At 60.1% G+C, this 17482-nt stretch carries 17 protein-coding genes; 12 read left to right on the forward strand and 5 right to left on the reverse strand.

The genetic code is table 11. The features are described 5' to 3' along the window. Nucleotides 1-50 precede the first annotated feature (50 nt). The 4 genes from gsiC (at nucleotide 51) to WA302_RS04205 (ending at nucleotide 2524) form a co-directional block, all read left to right on the forward strand. Nucleotides 51-971 carry a glutathione ABC transporter permease GsiC gene (gsiC, locus tag WA302_RS04190; RefSeq protein ID WP_025302141.1) on the forward strand — a complete coding sequence of 307 codons (921 nt, stop codon included), beginning with the start codon at nucleotides 51-53 and terminating at the stop codon, nucleotides 969-971. 9 nt (nucleotides 972-980) lie between these two features. Next, nucleotides 981-1889 (forward strand): glutathione ABC transporter permease GsiD, encoded by a 909-nt coding sequence (gene gsiD / locus WA302_RS04195; RefSeq protein WP_169540348.1) that lies wholly within the window; start codon nucleotides 981-983, stop codon nucleotides 1887-1889. A gap of 81 nt (nucleotides 1890-1970) precedes the next feature. After that, complete coding sequence (locus tag WA302_RS04200; protein WP_079449478.1) at nucleotides 1971-2213, forward strand: type II toxin-antitoxin system CcdA family antitoxin; 243 nt, start codon at nucleotides 1971-1973, stop codon at nucleotides 2211-2213. 2 nt (nucleotides 2214-2215) lie between these two features. Then, entirely contained in the window at nucleotides 2216-2524 is a 309-nt protein-coding gene (locus WA302_RS04205) for a CcdB family protein (protein ID WP_025302144.1), read from the forward strand. A 39-nt stretch (nucleotides 2525-2563) separates the two neighbouring features. Here WA302_RS04205 and fghA read toward each other — a convergent pair whose 3' ends face one another. The 3 genes from fghA to ptrR are packed head-to-tail and all read right to left on the reverse strand — an operon-like array spanning nucleotide 2564 to nucleotide 5496. After that, nucleotides 2564-3406 (reverse strand): S-formylglutathione hydrolase, encoded by an 843-nt coding sequence (gene fghA, locus WA302_RS04210; protein ID WP_015377214.1) that lies wholly within the window; start codon nucleotides 3404-3406, stop codon nucleotides 2564-2566. Between the two features lie 14 nt (nucleotides 3407-3420). After that, complete coding sequence (locus tag WA302_RS04215) at nucleotides 3421-4545, reverse strand: S-(hydroxymethyl)glutathione dehydrogenase/class III alcohol dehydrogenase (protein WP_043142415.1); 1125 nt, start codon at nucleotides 4543-4545, stop codon at nucleotides 3421-3423. A gap of 30 nt (nucleotides 4546-4575) precedes the next feature. Then, nucleotides 4576-5496, reverse strand: a complete 921-nt coding sequence (ptrR, locus tag WA302_RS04220) for a putrescine utilization regulator PtrR (protein ID WP_043142419.1) — start codon at nucleotides 5494-5496, stop codon at nucleotides 4576-4578. 105 nt (nucleotides 5497-5601) lie between these two features. On the opposite strand from ptrR, the gene WA302_RS04225 reads away from it, so the two are divergent. The 8 genes from WA302_RS04225 to WA302_RS04260 all read left to right on the forward strand — a co-directional run bounded on the left by WA302_RS04225 (nucleotide 5602) and on the right by WA302_RS04260 (nucleotide 14591). After that, nucleotides 5602-6759 (forward strand): MFS transporter, encoded by a 1158-nt coding sequence (locus WA302_RS04225; RefSeq protein WP_261456168.1) that lies wholly within the window; start codon nucleotides 5602-5604, stop codon nucleotides 6757-6759. 243 nt (nucleotides 6760-7002) lie between these two features. Next, complete coding sequence (folE, locus tag WA302_RS04230; RefSeq protein ID WP_004938969.1) at nucleotides 7003-7668, forward strand: GTP cyclohydrolase I FolE; 666 nt, start codon at nucleotides 7003-7005, stop codon at nucleotides 7666-7668. 71 nt (nucleotides 7669-7739) lie between these two features. Next, nucleotides 7740-8912, forward strand: a complete 1173-nt coding sequence (yeiB, locus tag WA302_RS04235; protein ID WP_049205812.1) for a DUF418 domain-containing protein YeiB — start codon at nucleotides 7740-7742, stop codon at nucleotides 8910-8912. A 126-nt stretch (nucleotides 8913-9038) separates the two neighbouring features. Then, a complete protein-coding gene (gene galS, locus WA302_RS04240; RefSeq protein ID WP_336063045.1) occupies nucleotides 9039-10076 on the forward strand; it encodes an HTH-type transcriptional regulator GalS in 1038 nt (345 codons plus the stop codon). A gap of 264 nt (nucleotides 10077-10340) precedes the next feature. Continuing rightward, on the forward strand, nucleotides 10341-11333 hold the full coding sequence (gene mglB, locus WA302_RS04245; protein ID WP_025302149.1) for a galactose/glucose ABC transporter substrate-binding protein MglB: 993 nt from the start codon (nucleotides 10341-10343) through the stop codon (nucleotides 11331-11333). 99 nt (nucleotides 11334-11432) lie between these two features. Then, nucleotides 11433-12941, forward strand: coding sequence for a galactose/methyl galactoside ABC transporter ATP-binding protein MglA (gene mglA / locus WA302_RS04250; protein ID WP_004938959.1), 1509 nt, complete (start codon nucleotides 11433-11435; stop codon nucleotides 12939-12941). An 11-nt stretch (nucleotides 12942-12952) separates the two neighbouring features. Then, on the forward strand, nucleotides 12953-13963 hold the full coding sequence (mglC, locus tag WA302_RS04255; protein ID WP_004938953.1) for a galactose/methyl galactoside ABC transporter permease MglC: 1011 nt from the start codon (nucleotides 12953-12955) through the stop codon (nucleotides 13961-13963). 235 nt (nucleotides 13964-14198) lie between these two features. Then, a complete protein-coding gene (locus tag WA302_RS04260) occupies nucleotides 14199-14591 on the forward strand; it encodes a tautomerase family protein (protein WP_043142430.1) in 393 nt (130 codons plus the stop codon). 126 nt (nucleotides 14592-14717) lie between these two features. On the opposite strand, the gene sanA is transcribed toward WA302_RS04260, so the two are convergent. Together sanA and WA302_RS04270 are read right to left on the reverse strand one after the other, a co-directional pair. Next, nucleotides 14718-15461, reverse strand: coding sequence for an outer membrane permeability protein SanA (sanA, locus tag WA302_RS04265; protein WP_004938948.1), 744 nt, complete (start codon nucleotides 15459-15461; stop codon nucleotides 14718-14720). Nucleotides 15462-15630: 169 nt separating this feature from the next. Continuing rightward, on the reverse strand, nucleotides 15631-17328 hold the full coding sequence (locus WA302_RS04270; protein ID WP_025302151.1) for an NAD-dependent malic enzyme: 1698 nt from the start codon (nucleotides 17326-17328) through the stop codon (nucleotides 15631-15633). Nucleotides 17329-17482: the final 154 nt, after the last annotated feature.

Genomic DNA, 17482 nt, shown 5'->3' on the forward strand with positions numbered 1-17482 from the left:
CGCCCATCCCCGCCTGCGGCCAGACGGCGGCAGGTGGGGGAAGGAATGAGATGCTCAATTATTTTCTGAAACGACTGCTGGGCCTGATCCCGACGCTGCTGATCGTGGCGGTGCTGGTGTTCCTGTTCGTCCACCTGCTGCCGGGCGATCCGGCGCGGCTGGCGGCGGGGCCGGAGGCCGACGAGGCGGTGGTGCAGCTGGTGCGCAAGGATCTGGGGTTGGATAAGCCGCTGCCGCAGCAGTTCGCGCACTTTTTCGTCAACGCGCTGCGGGGCGACTTCGGCATCTCGATGGTGTCCAAGCGCCCGGTGAGCGAAGAGATCGCCTCGCGCTTTATGCCGACCTTCTGGCTGACCGTCGCCAGCATGCTGTGGGCGGTAGCGTTCGGCCTGGCGATCGGCGTGGTGTCGGCGGTGTGGCGTAACCGTTGGCCGGATCGTCTCGGCATGACGCTGGCGGTATCGGGGATCTCGTTCCCGGCCTTTGCGCTCGGCATGCTGCTGATGCAGGTGTTCTCGGTCGAGCTGGGGTGGCTGCCGACGGTGGGCGCCGACAGCTGGCGGCACTACATTCTGCCTTCTATCACCTTGGGGGCGGCGGTGGCGGCGGTGATGGCGCGTTTTACCCGCGCTTCGTTCGTCGAGGTGTTGCAGGAGGACTACATGCGCACCGCGCGCGCCAAGGGCGTTCGGGAAAGCGTGGTGGTGATGAAGCACGGCCTGCGCAACGCGATGATCCCGGTAGTGACCATGATGGGGCTGCAGTTCGGCTTCCTGCTCGGCGGTTCGATCGTGGTGGAGAAGGTGTTCAACTGGCCGGGGCTGGGGCGCTTGCTGGTGGACTCGGTGGAGATGCGCGATTACCCGGTGATCCAGGCCGAGGTGCTGCTGTTCTCGCTGGAGTTCATCCTGATCAACCTGCTGGTGGATATGTTGTACGCGGCGATCAACCCGGCGATTCGTTACCAATGAGGAGGCGGCATGATTAAGCATTGGCGGCGCAACGCCGCACTGAAGGCGATGCCGCTTATCGACCCCAACGCGGTACGCACGCCGTGGGGCGAGTTTTGGCGGCGTTTTCGCCGCCAGCGGGCGGCGCTGGTCGCCGGCCTGTTGGTGCTGCTGCTGATTGCGGCGGCGCTGCTGGCGCCTTATCTGGCGCCGTTCGATGCGGAAAACTATTTCGATTACGACCGGCTGAACGAAGGGCCTTCGCTGATGCACTGGCTGGGGGTGGATTCCCTCGGACGCGATATTTTCAGCCGCATCCTGATGGGCGCGCGCATTTCGCTGGCGGCCGGGGTGTTCTCGGTGCTGGCGGGCGGGGCGATCGGCACCCTGCTGGGGCTGCTGGCCGGTTACTATGAAGGCTGGTGGGATCGCCTCACCATGCGCGTCTGCGACGTGCTGTTCGCGTTTCCCGGCATTTTGCTGGCGATCGGCGTGGTGGCGATCATGGGCAGCGGCATGGCCAACGTGATCGTCGCGGTGGCGATCTTTAGCATTCCGGCCTTCGCCCGCCTGGTGCGCGGCAATACGCTGGTGCTGAAGCACCTGACCTATATCGAGTCGGCGCGCAGCATCGGCGCCTCGGACTGGACCATCATCCTGCGGCACATCCTGCCAGGCACCCTGTCTTCGATCGTGGTCTATTTCACCCTGCGCATCGGCACCTCGATCATCACCGCCGCCAGCCTGTCGTTTTTGGGCCTGGGCGCCCAGCCGCCGACGCCGGAGTGGGGGGCGATGCTCAACGAAGCGCGCGCCGATATGGTGATCGCGCCGCACGTGGCGATCTTCCCCAGCCTGGCGATATTCATCACCGTGCTGGCGTTCAACCTGTTGGGCGACGGATTGCGCGACGCACTCGATCCCAAATTGAAGGGGTGAGGGCATCGCTGAATTGGCATACCCCTGTTTTACGAGTATAATTGATGAAAATTTGACCCGTGTATATTACAGGGATGAGGTATGGATATGGCAAATAGCAATGTGACGAAAAAGACAGTCAACGTAACCATCGATCGCGATCTTTTCCAGCGCGCAAAATCCCTGGGCGTCAATGTGTCATCCGTATTGACGGACGCATTGAGCGTCCGCGTCAGGGATATTGAGATTCAACAGTGGCGCGAGCAAAATCGCGCGGCGTTAGAAGAACTTAATCGTATCACTGAAGAAAATGGTTTGTTGTCTGATGAATATCGGACATTTTAAATATGCAATTTACCGTATATGACAATACGTATCCGGCATCAGCCTATCCCTACTTACTGGACGTTCAAAGCGATCTTATTGATGTCCTCTCGACCCGGTTAATGATCCCCCTTTATGCTTTGGATAACGTCAGGGTTAAAATTTCTGCACGTTTATGCCCGGAGATTGAGGTCAACGGCGAAAAGTTTCTTGTTATGACGCATGAGATGGCTGCCGTACGTATTTCGCAGATTGGGAAGGCCGTTGGTAATGTCAATGAGCACAGGAATCAAATTAAAGCCGCTATCGATTTTCTGATTGATGGCTTTTGAATAAATCCGGACGGGTTAATAACCGCCCGGATTTTTTTATTAGCGGAACAGGTGCTCGGCGTGGAAGCGCAGGTGATCTTCCACGAAGGTGGCGATGGTGAAGTAGCTGTGATCGTACCCCGGCTGAATGCGCAGCGTCAGCGGCCAGTCGCGCTGGCGCGCCAGCTCGGCCAGCCGCGCCGGCTGCAGCTGATCGGCCAGGAACTGGTCGTCATCGCCCTGGTCGATCAGGACCGGCATTTTTTCCGCGCCGCTGGCCAGCAGATGGCAGCTGTCGTACTGCAGCCACTGGCTCTCGTCGCTGCCCAGATAGGCGGTGAACGCCTTGCGACCCCACGGCACCTGGCACGGGTTGACGATCGGCGCGAACGCCGATACCGAGCGGAAGCGCTGCGGATTGCGAAATGCCATCATCAGCGCGCCGTGGCCGCCCATCGAGTGGCCGAAGATCGACTGACGATCGCTGACGCTGAAGTGCTGTTCGATCAGCGCCGGCAGTTCGGCGCTGATGTAGTCGTACATGCGGAAGTGGCGATCCCACGGCGCCTGGGTGGCGTTCAGGTAGAACCCGGCGCCCTGGCCCAGATCGTAACCTTCGTCGTTCGGCACCTCGTCACCGCGCGGGCTGGTATCCGGCATCACCAGCACCAGGCCCAGCTCGGCGGCGATGCGCTGCGCGCCGGCTTTCAACGTGAAGTTCTCGTCGTTGCAGGTCAGCCCCGAGAGCCAGTACAGCACCGGCGGCGGGTTGTCATCGCGCGGCGGCGGCAGGTAGATGCTGAATGTCATGTTGCAATTCAGGCTCTGCGCCGCGTGGCGATAACGCTGTTGCCAGCCGCCGAACATGCGGTGCTCTTCGAGAAGTTCCAATGACAGCGTCATCTCTGCCTCCTGGCTTATTTGTCGAAGTGGATGACGGAACGGATCGATTTGCCTTCGTGCATCAAATCGAACGCTTCGTTGATCTGCTCCAGCCCCATGGTGTGGGTGATAAAGTCGTTCAGCGCGAATTCGCCGTCCAGATAGCGCTCGACGATGCCCGGCAGCTGCGAACGGCCCTTGACGCCGCCGAATGCCGAGCCGCGCCAGACGCGGCCGGTGACCAGCTGGAACGGCCGGGTCGAGATTTCTTCGCCGGCGCCCGCGACGCCGATGATCACCGATTCACCCCAGCCCTTGTGGCAGCACTCCAACGCGGAACGCATCACGTTGACGTTGCCGATGCACTCGAAGGAGAAGTCGACGCCGCCGTCGGTCAGCTCGACGATCACGTCCTGAATCGGTTTGTCATAGTCTTTCGGGTTGATCAGATCGGTAGCGCCCAGCTTGCGCGCCAGATCGAACTTGCTGGTGTTGATGTCGATGCCGATGATGCGGCCCGCGCCGGCCATCTGCGCGCCGATGATCGCCGACAGGCCGATGCCGCCCAGGCCGAAGATCGCCACGGTGTCGCCCGGCTGCACTTTGGCGGTGTTCATCACCGCACCCATGCCGGTGGTGACGCCACAGCCCAGCAGGCACACTTCTTCCAGCGGCGCTTCCTTGTTGATTTTCGCCAGTGAAATCTCCGGCACCACGGTGTATTCGGAGAAGGTGGAAGTGCCCATGTAGTGGAAGATCGGCTTGCCGTCCTTGAAGAAGCGGGTGGTGCCGTCCGGCATCAGGCCTTTACCCTGGGTGGCGCGGATCGCCTGGCACAGGTTGGTCTTGCCGGATTTACAGAATTTGCACTCGCCGCACTCCGGGGTGTAGAGCGGGATCACGTGATCGCCGACCGCCACGCTGGTGACGCCTTCACCGACCGCTTCCACCACGCCGCCGCCCTCGTGGCCGAGGATTGCCGGGAACACGCCTTCCGGATCTTTGCCGGACAGGGTGTAGGCGTCGGTGTGACAAACGCCGGTGGCGACGATCCGCACCAGTACTTCGCCTTTTTGCGGTGGCATCAGCTCGACTTCTTCGATCTTCAGCGGCTGGTTCGGGCCCCAGGCAACGGCGGCGCGGGTTTTGATCATCTCCATCATAGTCTCCTCAGTGGTTTTCTTTTTAAATCAGGCGATATCGACAACGTCTGATAAATCGTTGGGGGTGCTTTCATCAACAGCGGCGGTCTCCGTCTGTTCAATAATCAATTCTTTCAACGCGCGCACGTTCGGCCCGAACGCGTCGCGGCGCCACAGCAGCCAGGTGGCGGTGTCGGCCACGTCCGGCGGCAGAGTGTGAACCCGGACCCGCTCATGGCCCGGCAGCAGGCTGAGCACCGAATGCGGGATCATCGCCAGCCCGGCGCCGCTGGCGACGCAGGCCAGCATGGCGTGATAGGACTGGATCTCCATGATCTGCCCCGGCCGCGCGCCTTCGCGCTTGAACCAGGCCTCCAGCCGCAGGCGGTAGGAGCAGCTGGCGCGAAAGGCGAACAGCGTTTCGCCGTTGACGTCTTTGGCGCTGTGGATCGGCGCGTGATCGAGACAGGAGATCACTACCATATGTTCAGGATAGGCGATGCAGCCGTTCAGCTCGTCATAGGGCACTGGGCCGTCGACCAGCGCCGCCGCCAGCGTGCCGGCGCGCACCCGATCGGCGATTTCGCCGGAGGTGCCGGTGGTCAGCGACAGCGAAACCTGCGAGAAACGCTGGTGGTAAGCCGCCAGCAGCGAGGGCAGGCGGGTGGCGGCGGTGCTCTCCATCGAGCCGAGGGCGAAGTTGCCCGCCGGTTCGCCGGCGTGGGTGATGCTCATCGCCTCGTCGCTGAGCGCCAGGATGCGGTTGGCGTAGCACAGAAAGTTATGGCCCATCGGCGACAGGCGCAGGCGCTGTTTTTCGCGGATAAACAGATCGGCGCCCAGCTCCTGCTCAAGCTGGCGCAGCCGGGTGGTCAGGTTCGACGGCACGCGGTGCAGCTGCTCGGCGGCGCGGGCGACCGAGCCGGTTTCCGCTACGCAGCAGAACATGCGAAGCTGGGTCAGATCCATAACATTCTCGTTTCGTGATGAACTTGATTAGTATTATTCAGTTTTTGTGAGTTTAATACTGCGGCATGATACTGGCAACTTTCTTTTAACCTTTTGGATACCGGTATGGCTTTACGTATTGCCTTGAGCGGTTTTGCCGCGCTGATCGTCGCAATGGGCATTGGCCGCTTCGCTTTCACCCCGCAGGTGCCGCTGATGATCGCGGAACATCAGTTCAGCCTCACCGGCGCCGGGCTGGTGGCGGCGATCAACTATTTGGGCTACCTGTGCGGCGCCTACGACGCGATGCGCGCCACGCGCCACGTCGAGCGGCGCCTGTGGCTGGGCGTATGGGGCGCGATGGCGCTGACGCTGCTGTCGGCGCTGGCGCAGGATGCATGGACGCACGGCGCGCTGCGCTTCGTCATCGGCTGGGCCAGCGGCTGGGCGATGGTGCTGGTGGCGGCCTGGACCAACGAGCGGTTGGCGCACTACGGCCGGCCGGCGCTGAGCGCGGCGGTATTCGCCGGGCCGGGCGCCGGCATCTTCCTTAGCGGCATGCTGGCGGTGGGCATCAACGCGCTGGGGCTGACGGCGGCGCAGGCCTGGCTGGTGTATGGCGGGCTGGCGCTGGTGCTGGTCGGGGGGATTAGCGCCTTTCTGCCGCGCAGCGGCGAGCTGCATCGCCCGGACGTGGCCCCGGAGCCGCTGCTGCTGACGCCGGCGCTCAAACGCCTGGTGTGGAGCTATAGCCTGGCCGGCTTCGGCTACATCCTGCCGGCGACCTTTTTGTCGCAGATGGCGGCGGCGCGCTTTCCCGCCAGCCTGTTCGCGCAGTTTGTCTGGACGGTGTTCGGCGGTGCGGCGGTGCTGGGGATTGTCATCGGCATTCTGACCCGCCATCGGCTAACTACCCAGACCCGGTTGGCGATCACGCTGTGGATACAGGCGTTGGGTGTGCTGAGCGCCGAAGCGGTGCCGGGCGTGGCCGGCCTGGCGCTCGGGGCGGTGCTGACCGGCGGCGGCTTCCTCTGCGTGGTGCAGCTCGCCCTTCAGCACGGCCGTGAACTGGCGCCGCGCCATGCGCGCTACATGGCTGGATTGCTGACCACCGGTTATGCGATCGGCCAACTGGTCGGGCCGATGCTGTCGGCGCTGTCGACCGCCATGACTCATCGGCTGGAGCCGGCGCTGTACGTGGCGGTGGCGGCGCTGTTGGTGGCCGGTGCGCTGGTAGTGAATACCCCGGCGCGGCGATTGGCGCAAAAAACGGCGATGCGCTGATTAAAATCCATACAAAAAAAGCGGGATCCCGCAGCCGGCCTGATTGTGCTAAATGCGAATATTTCACCTGCGGATGAAGCACAATCACTGGATAATCGCCGCGCTCTCATCTACAGTGGGGCAAAATCTTGACCGGGTTCACGTTATCCATCACGAAAACTCTGCCGTCACGAGAGCAAGCAATTCGCCGGCCGCACGCCCTACCAGGCCGCTGGCGGGTTCCGTCCGCAGGAGAACAAATACATGACATCATTAAGTAAAGAAGCCGCGCTGGTGCATGCGGCACTGGAAGAGCGTGGTCTGGAGACACCGCTGCGCGGGGAAGTGCTGGATCGCGAAACGCGCAAGCGTCGCATCAAAGAGCACATGACTGAAATCATGCAGCTGCTGAATCTCGATCTGTCTGACGACAGCCTGGCGGAAACGCCGCATCGCATCGCCAAAATGTATGTCGACGAGATCTTCTCCGGGCTGGACTACGCCAACTTCCCGAAAATCACCGTCATCGAGAACAAGATGAAAGTGGATGAGATGGTGACGGTGCGCGATATCACGCTGACCAGCACCTGCGAGCACCACTTCGTCACCATCGACGGCAAGGCTACCGTGGCCTATATCCCGAAAGACTCGGTGATCGGTCTGTCGAAGATCAACCGCATCGTGCAGTTCTTCTCCCAGCGTCCGCAGGTGCAAGAGCGCCTGACCCAGCAGATCCTGGTCGCGCTGCAGACCCTGCTCGGTACCAATAACGTGGCGGTATCGATCGACGCGGTCCATTATTGTGTCAAGGCGCGCGGCATTCGCGACGCGACCAGCGCCACCACCACCACCTCGTTGGGGGGGCTGTTCAAGTCCAGCCAGAATACCCGCCAGGAGTTCCTGCGCGCGGTGCGTCATCACCAGGGGTGATGGCGTTGCGGGGCGACTCGCAATAGCATAACAGGCGCCTGCGGGCGCCTTTTTCATGAGCGGAAGACAAAATGAACAGTCATCCTCTGCCGCGCATCGCTACGCTGGACTGCGTGCGCGGCATCGCCATCCTCGGCATCTTATTGCTGAACATCAGCGCCTTCGGCTTGCCGAAGGCCGCCTATCTCAACCCGGCCTATTTGGGGATGCCGTCGTCGCGCGATGCCTGGACCTGGGCGCTGCTGGATCTCTTCGCCCAGGCCAAGTTCCTGGCGATGTTCGCGCTGTTGTTCGGCGCCGGGTTGCAAATGCTGCTGCGGCGCGGCAAAAGCTGGATCCGCGCGCGGCTGTCGTGGTTGGTGCTGTTCGGCCTCGCGCACGCCATCTTCCTGTGGGACGGCGATATTCTGCTGGCCTACGGGCTGATCGGCCTGGTGTGCTGGCGCATGATCCGCGAGGCCAAAGAAACTTTCCAACTGCTGAAAACCGGCGTGGTGCTCTACCTGATCGGCGTGGCGGTGCTGCTGCTGCTCGGTTTTATCTCGCACGGTGAACCGGGCAGCTTCTGGCAGCCGGGCGTGGCGGAGTTGCAGTACGAGAAGTTCTGGAAGCTGCAGGGCGGTTTCGAAGCCTGGCGCAGCCGCGCCGATCTGCTCTCGTCCAGCCTGCTGGCCATCGGCGCGCAGTATGGCTGGGAGCTGGCGGGGCTGATGCTGTTCGGCGCCGGGCTGATGCGCAGCGGCTGGCTGCGCGGCAGCTACTCATCCGGCTATTACCTGAGGCAGGCGGCGTGGCTGCTGCCGCTTTCGGTGCTGATCCAACTGCCGGCGGTGGCGCTGCAATGGCAGGTGCAGTGGGACTATCGCTGGAGCGGTTTCCTGCTGCAGGTGCCGCGTGAGCTGGGCGCCCCGCTGCAGGCGATGGGCTATCTGGCGCTGTGTTACGGTTTCTGGCCCGCACTGTCGCGCCTGCGCATCGCCCACTGGCTGAGCCAGGTGGGGCGCATGGCGCTGAGCAACTACCTGCTGCAAACGCTGATCTGTACCACGTTGTTTTATCGCTTCGGTCTCTATGAGCAGTTCGAGCGGCTGCAGCTGTTGGCGTTCGTGCCGCTGGTCTGGCTGGCCAACCTGGCGTTTTCCGTACTGTGGCTGCGTTACTTCGAGCAAGGGCCGATGGAGTGGCTGTGGCGCAAGCTGACGCAGCTGGCCGCCGGCGAAGCGGAGCCCAAAACGCTGAAGTGAGTGCCCATCGGCAGGTTAAAAAAATGTATGTAAACGTTTTCTTTCCTGTGACGTAATTCACGCGAGCAGCGGGCCAATCGGGGTAGGATAGCGCCACCGGCCACTACCCCGATTTCAGGATCCCGCATGCTTCCAGTTCATCCGATCACCATTCGCGACGTGGCGAAACGCGCCGGGGTCTCCGTGGCGACCGTCTCCCGCGTGTTGAACCACAGCGCGCTGACCAGCAAGGAGACGCGCGAGCAGGTGCTGCAGGCGGTGGCGGATCTGGGCTATCGCCCCAACGCCAATGCGCAGGCGCTGGCGACCCAAAGCAGCGATACCCTGGGCGTGGTGGTGATGGACGTCTCCGATCCGTTCTTCGGCGCGCTGGTGAAAGCGGTTGACACGGTGGCGCAGAAACACCACAAATACCTGCTGATCGGCAACAGCTATCATCAGGCGGACAAAGAGCGCCATGCGATCGAAGTGCTGATCCGTCAGCGCTGTAATGCCCTGATTGTTCACGCCAAAGCCCTGAGCGACGCCGAGCTGATCGGCTTTCTGGAGCAGGTGCCGGGCATGGTGCTGATCAATCGGATTATCCCCGGCTATGAGCCACGCTGCGTCGGGCTGGATAACGTCTGCGGCGCGGAAATGGCAATGCGTCTTTTGCTGTCGCAGGGCCATCGGCGCATCGGCTACCTGGGCTCCAATCACCCGATAGAAGACGGGCCGCTGCGCCAGCGGGGCTATGCGCAGGCGATGGCCGCCGCCGGGCTGGCCACGCCGGACAACTGGCGCGCGTACGGTTCGCCGGATCTGCAGGGCGGCGAGGCGGCGATGGTGGAACTGCTGGGGCGTAATCTACAGTTGAGCGCGGTGTTCGCTTACAACGACGCCATGGCCGCCGGCGCCATGGCGGTGCTGAAAGAAAACGGTATCACGGTACCGCAGCATTTCTCGCTGATCGGCTTCGACGACATTCCCATCGCGCGTTACACCAGCCCCAAACTCACCACGGTGCGTTACCCGATCGTTTCGATGGTCACGCTGGCCACCGAGCTAGCATTGCAGGGCGCAGCAGGCCTGGCGGAGCCGCAGGCCGCTCATCTGTTCATGCCGACGCTGGTGCGGCGCCATTCTGTCGCCCCCTGGCAAAGTGAGGCGACGGTCACTCTCTGACGATTTAATCCTGTGTAACCGTTTTCAATCTGTGAGAAAATTCACAGAATATTAACATCACGCCGTCTATGCTCTAGGCGTTTTCCGGCGCAAAGGCCCTTGCCGCTGCAACCTTTATCTCGCGCTGACACAGCATTTCTCGGAAATAACAAGATCCACGGACGACAGGTGTTGAGTGGAAATCGCCTGGCCTGGGGTGTGCGCACTGCCGGTGACCATTGGCTCAAAGACGAGTAATACCCTACACAGAACCGGAGACTGACAATGAATAAGAAGGTTTTCACCCTGGCCGCCATGGCCGCAGCCATGATGTTTGGCGCCGCAGCCCATGCTGATACCCGTATTGGCGTCACGATTTACAAATACGACGACAACTTCATGTCGGTGGTGCGCAAGGCGATCGAGAAAGATGCCAAGGCTTCGCCGGACGTCACTCTGCTGATGAATGACTCGCAGAACGACCAGTCCAAACAGAACGATCAGATCGACGTGCTGCTGGCCAAGGGCGTGAAAGCGCTGGCGATCAACCTGGTCGACCCGGCCGCGGCACCGGTGGTTATCGATAAGGCGCGCGCAAACGATATCCCGGTGGTGTTCTACAACAAAGAACCTTCCCGCAAGGCGTTGGACAGCTATGACAAGGCATATTACGTCGGCACCGACTCCAAAGAGTCCGGCGTGATCCAGGGCGAGCTGATCGCCAAACACTGGCAAGCCAACCCGGCCTGGGATCTGAACAAAGACGGCCAGATCCAGTTCGTGCTGCTGAAGGGTGAACCGGGCCACCCGGATGCCGAAGCGCGCACTACCTACGTGGTGAAGACGCTGAACGAAAAAGGCATCAAGACCCAGCAGCTGCAGATGGATACCGCGATGTGGGATACCGCGCAGGCGAAAGACAAGATGGACGCCTGGCTCTCCGGCCCGAATGCCAACAAGATTGAAGTGGTGATCGCCAACAACGACGCCATGGCGATGGGCGCGGTGGAAGCGCTGAAAGCGCACAACAAGACCAGTATCCCGGTGTTCGGCGTCGATGCGCTGCCTGAAGCGCTGGCGCTGGTGAAATCCGGCGCGATGGCGGGCACGGTGCTGAACGACGCCGACAACCAGGCGAAAGCCACCTTCGAGCTCGCGAAAAACCTGGCGGCAGGCAAACCGGCCACCGAAGGCACCCAATATAAAGTCGAAAATAAAGTCGTGCGTATCCCTTACGTCGGCGTAGATAAAGACAACCTGTCTCAGTTCGTTAAATAAGAATTGAGATCCCGCTAAGACCCCGCCTGCGGCGCCAACACCAGGGATACCGCCGGCGGGGATGTTTACGACTGCAAGATCGTTAAGCCAGGTGTATTTATGGCCGATAGCTCACGCGAATTTTTGCTGGAAATGACGGATATCTGTAAGTCATTTCCCGGCGTCAAAGCTTTGGACAATGTCAATTTACGCGTCCGTCCGCACTCGATTCACGCCCTGATGGGGGAGAACGGGGCGGGGAAATCGACGTTGCTGAAATGCCTGTTCGGCATTTATAAAAAAGACAGCGGCAGCATTGTGTTTCAGGGCAGGGAAATCGATTTCAAGAGCTCGAAGGAAGCGTTGGAACACGGCGTTTCGATGGTGCATCAGGAGCTGAACCTGGTGCTGCAACGCACCGTGATGGACAACATGTGGCTGGGGCGCTATCCGACCAAAGGCCTGTTCGTCGATCAGGACAAGATGTTCAAAGACACCCAGGCGATCTTTGACGAGCTGGATATCGACATCAACCCGCGCGAAAAGGTGGGCAACCTGTCGGTGTCGCAGATGCAGATGATCGAGATCGCCAAGGCGTTTTCCTACGACGCCAAGATCGTCATCATGGATGAACCGACCTCTTCGCTGACGGAGAAAGAGGTCAATCATCTGTTCACCATCATCCGCAAGCTGAAAGAACGCGGCTGCGGCATCGTCTATATCTCGCACAAGATGGAAGAGATCTTCCAGCTGTGCGACGAGATAACGGTGCTGCGCGACGGCCAGTGGATCGCCACCCAGCCGCTGGAAGGGCTGGATATGGACAAGATCATCGCCATGATGGTCGGCCGCTCGCTGAGCCAGCGCTTCCCGGACAGGCAGAACACGCCGGGTGAGGTGATCCTTGAGGTGAAGAACCTGACATCGCTGCGCCAGCCTTCGATCCGCGATGTTTCCTTCGATCTGCACCAGGGCGAGATCCTCGGCATCGCCGGGCTGGTGGGCGCCAAGCGCACCGACATCGTCGAGACGCTGTTCGGCATTCGTGAAAAGGTGGCGGGCACTATCAAGCTGCACGGCAAGGCGATCGACAACCACAGTGCCAACGAAGCGATCAACCACGGGTTTGCGTTGGTGACCGAAGAGCGCCGATCCACCGGGATTTACGCTTACCTCGATGTGGGTTTCAACTCGTTGATCTCCAATATCCGCAATTATAAAAACAAGCTCGGCCTGCTGGATAACGCGCGGATGAAGAGCGACACCCAGTGGGTGATCGACGCCATGCGGGTGAAAACGCCGGGGCATCACACCCATATCGGCTCGCTGTCCGGCGGCAACCAGCAGAAGGTGATCATCGGCCGCTGGCTGCTGACGCAGCCGGAGATCCTGATGCTGGATGAACCGACGCGCGGCATCGACGTGGGCGCCAAGTTCGAGATTTATCAGCTGATGACCGAACTGGCGAAGAAGGGCAAGGGGATCATTATCGTCTCGTCCGAAATGCCGGAGCTTTTGGGGATCACCGACCGTATTTTGGTGATGAGCAATGGTCAGGTTGCGGGCATCGTTAACACCAAACAGACCTCGCAAAATGAAATCTTACGTCTCGCCTCCCTGCACCTTTAAGGATCGGAATTATGAACGCGCTAAATAAAAAAACCTTATTTACCTATTTCAAGGAAGGCGGCATTTACGTGGTGTTGCTGGTGCTGTTGGCCATCATCATCATTCAGGATCCTACCTTCCTTAGCCTGATGAACCTGAGCAACATCCTGACGCAGTCTTCGGTGCGCATCATCATCGCGCTGGGCGTAGCGGGATTGATCGTGACTCAGGGCACCGACCTGTCCGCCGGGCGGCAGGTGGGGCTGGCGGCGGTGGTGGCGGCCACGCTGCTGCAGTCGATGGATAACGTCAACAAGGTATTCCCGCACATGGAAACCTGGTCGATTCCCCTGGTCATCTTGCTGGTGTGTGCGGTCGGCGCGGTGATCGGCCTGGTTAACGGCCTGATTATCGCCTATCTCAACGTGACGCCGTTCATCACCACCTTGGGCACCATGATCATCGTCTACGGCATCAACTCGCTGTATTACGATTCGGTCGGCGCGTCGCCGGTCGCGGGTTTCGATCCGAAGTTTTCCACCTTTGCCCAGGGCTTCTTGCGCTTCGGCGACTTTAAGCTGTCGTACATTACTTTTTACGCGCTGATCGCCATCATATTCGTCTGGATCCTGTGGACCAAGACCCGCTTCGGCAAGAACATCTTCGCCATCGGCGGCAACCCGGAAGCGGCTAAGGTGTCCGGCGTCAACGTGCCGTTGAACCTGATCATGATCTATGCGCTGTCCGGCGTGTTCTACGCCTTCGGCGGCTTGCTGGAAGCGGGGCGCATCGGCAGCGCCACCAATAACCTCGGCTTTATGTATGAGCTGGACGCCATCGCCGCCTGCGTGGTGGGGGGCGTCTCGTTTGCCGGCGGGGTGGGTACGGTGTGGGGCGTGGTGACCGGGGTGATCATCTTTACCGTCATCAACTACGGCCTGACCTATATCGGCATCAACCCGTACTGGCAGTACATCATCAAGGGCAGCATCATCATCTTCGCCGTGGCGTTGGACTCGTTGAAATACGCCAAGAAGAAGTAGAGCTACCGCAGCACAGACAACAAGGCCGGCCTATTGCCGGCCTTGTTGCATTCTAGGAGGCAGGGCGCAGCAAAACAGTAAGGCATTATTTGGCAATGGCTGGCTGGGTTGTTTCGGGTAAGGGAATTGCCCGATCTTGAGGTTGGGTTGGTTACAGCGTGACACAGTTTTCGGGCTACCCACATGACATGAAGCCAGTAAACTGCTTTTATCTACCGTTCTCAGAGAGCAAACTATGCCTGTATTTACCATTACGCTGAAAAGTCGTAATACGCTTGATAAGAAAAGAATTTCATCAGCTATTCACGCGGCGGTAGTAAAAACCGGCTATCCTGCGAACGATCAATTCCAGCGCTTTATCCGTCTTGGGGAAGACGATTTATATGTGGACCCCACTTATCCCGATCTGGAATCCCCCCGCAGCGCTAACTTCGTGTTGATTGAAGCCATGCTTTCCTCTGGTTCCCCTGATGCCCGCAAACAATTGCTCTTGCAATCACTGGTACAGGAACTCGCCCTGATTGGACTGGACAGCAATGATCTGATGGTCCTTTTCATTGAACTGGATCGTTTGAATAGTTCATTCGGCGGCGGCAGAAGGGCATCGCCGCTTTCTATGTCGCAATAAGCTGTCAACGTACGTAGAGAGTGCTTTACGCAAATCATCCGGTATTCGTTAACACTGCGTATTTCTCGGATAATACGCCCTTTTAGCGTATTGCTGGGGACGCGTGTAAAACCCTCTGCCGGATGATTAAGGCTGTTTGGCTTTTTGCTTCTCTTCTTTCAGCTTGTGCTCCAGTTCCACCAACTGTTCCGGTGACACGGCGGGATAACCCTGGGCGTCTTCCGGCACGGTGTGCATGGCGGAGATCGGGATCAGCGGGCCGAGGAAGCGCGGCTCGCGCTTGAGGATGTACAGATCGGTCAGCGCGCCCAGGCGAGCGAAGATCTCGCGGGCGCGCACCGTCATCATGTCCTTCGGCGACGGCACCGCGTAGCACTGCGCCTGAATGCCCATGTGCAAGGCGATGAACAGCGCGCGCTCGCAGTGGAAGCGCTGGGTGATGATGATGAAATCGTTGGTGTCGAACACTTTGCGGGTGCGCACGATGGAGTCTAGAGTGCGGAAGCCGGCGTAGTCCAGCACGATATCGCTCGGCGCCACGCCGGCGGCGATCAGATCGCGACGCATGGTCATTGGTTCGTTGTAGCTTTGCTGGGCATTGTCGCCGCTCAGCAGCAGGTATTTCACCTTGCCGCTGTTATAGGCGTTGATCGCCCCTTGAATGCGGTAACGGTAGTACTGGTTGATCACCCCAGTGCGGTAATACTTGGCCGTGCCGAGCACCACGCCAACCTGGCGGTGCGGTAGCTCCTGCAGTTCGTCGTAGACGTAAGGCGCGGTTTTCCAGCTGATCCAGCGATCGAGCGCAATAGCCGAACCCATCAACACCGCAATGATGATGAACAGGCTGATGATCAGGCGTTTCCACATGTTGTTGCCTTACGCGCGCCGGGCTGAAAAAGATGGATCAAGGCTACTTTACCTGACCGATCGACGCAAGACGCGAACCGCCTGAAGCACGCGCAACGCCGCATTTTTCGGCGGTTTTGCCGCACAAAAAAGCCCGGCGGAGCCGGGCTGGGTCATTTCAGCGCGTCAATCAGAACGAAGTGCGCTTGTAGCTGCGGTACTGCGGCCGCCAGAAGTTGTGCTCGATGGCTTTCGACAGCGCGTCTTCGGAGGTAACGATCGCCACACCCTGCAGCTGCGCCGCTTTACCCACTTCCATGGCGATGCACTTCGACACGCCCTGAATATCGTCGATATTCGGCAGCAGTGCGCCGTGGCCGTCGGTGGCCAGCGGCGAACAGTCCGCCAGCGCGCGGCTGGCGGCCATCAGCATAGCGTCGGTGACGCGGGTGGCGCCGGAGGCCAGCACGCCGAGGCCAATCCCCGGGAAGATGTAGGAGTTATTGCACTGGGCGATCGGGTACAGCTGCTCTTTATAGCTCACCGGTGCGAACGGGCTGCCGGTCGCGACCAGGGCGGCGCCGTCGGTCCAGTTGATGATGTCTTCTGGGCGGGCTTCCACGCGCGAGGTCGGGTTGGACAGCGGCATCACGATAGGGCGTTCGCAGTGTTTGTGCATTTCGCGGATCAGCTCTTCGGTAAACAGCCCCGGCTGGCCGGAAACGCCGATCAGAATGGTCGGCTTGGCGTTGCGCACCACGTCCAGCAGCGAGATGGCGTCGCTGGCGGTTTCCCAACCGGTCAGGTTGTCGCTCTTCTGTACCAGCTTGCTCTGGAAATCGAGCAGGTTCGGCAGTTTGTCGGTCAGCAGGCCGAAGCGGTCGACCATGAATACGCGGGCGCGCGCTTCGTCTTCGCTCAACCCTTCGGACTTCATCTGCGCGATGATCTGCTCGGCGATGCCACAGCCGGCGGAACCGGCACCGAGGAAGGTGACGGTCTGATCGCGCAGCTGGCTGCCGGCGGCGCGGCTGGCGGCGATCAGGCTGCCGAGGGTCACCGCGGCAGTGCCCTGAATGTCATCGTTGAAGCAGCAGATCTCGTCGCGATAGCGGTTCAACAACGGGGTGGCGTTGTTCTGTGCGAAGTCTTCGAACTGCAGCAGCACGTTCGGCCAGCGGCGTTTGACCGCCTGAATAAACTCTTCGACGAAGGCGTGGTACTCCTCGCCGGAGATGCGCGGATGGCGCCAGCCCATGTACAGCGGATCGTTGAGGCGCTGCGGGTTGTTGGTGCCGACGTCCAGCACCACCGGCAGGGTATAGGCCGGGCTGATGCCGCCGCAGGCGGTGTACAGCGACAGCTTGCCGATGGGAATGCCCATGCCGCCGATGCCCTGGTCGCCCAGGCCGAGGATACGCTCGCCGTCGGTGACCACGATCACCTTGACGTTCTGCTTGGTGGCGTTTTGCAGCATGTCATCGATGCGATCGCGGTTCGGGTAGGAGATGAACAGCCCGCGCGCGCGGCGATAGATATCGGAGAAGTGTTCGCAGGCCTCGCCGACGGTCGGGGTGTAAATGATCGGCATCATCTCGCTCAGGTGCGAGTCCAGCAGGCGGTAGAACAGGGTTTCGTTGGTGTCCTGGATGTTGCGCAGGTAGATGTGCTTGTCGTTATCGTTCTTGAAATCCTGATACTGACGGTAGGCGCGTTCCACCTGTTCTTCGATGGTTTCCACCGCCTCCGGCAGCAGGCCGTGCAGGTTGAAGTGGCTACGTTCTTCCTCGGTGAAAGCGCTGCCTTTGTTCAGCAGCGGAAATTCCAGCAGAATCGGGCCGGCGTAAGGGATATAGAGCGGGCGTTTGCTTTCGTATTCTAGTTCCATCAGTTTTACTCTTCACGTATCAGATAACTTTATTGCCGACGATCCTAAGAGATAAAGAGAAGATGTACAGCATTTGTTGCCAGATGATGAACCAGGTTGGCGTAATTATCGACAATCAAATGATTTTTTAACTAAAGAAAGTGTTTCTTGCGGC

Origin of the sequence: Serratia sp. 201 (assembly GCF_037027545.1) — a bacterium.
GTDB lineage: Bacteria > Pseudomonadota > Gammaproteobacteria > Enterobacterales > Enterobacteriaceae > Serratia > Serratia bockelmannii.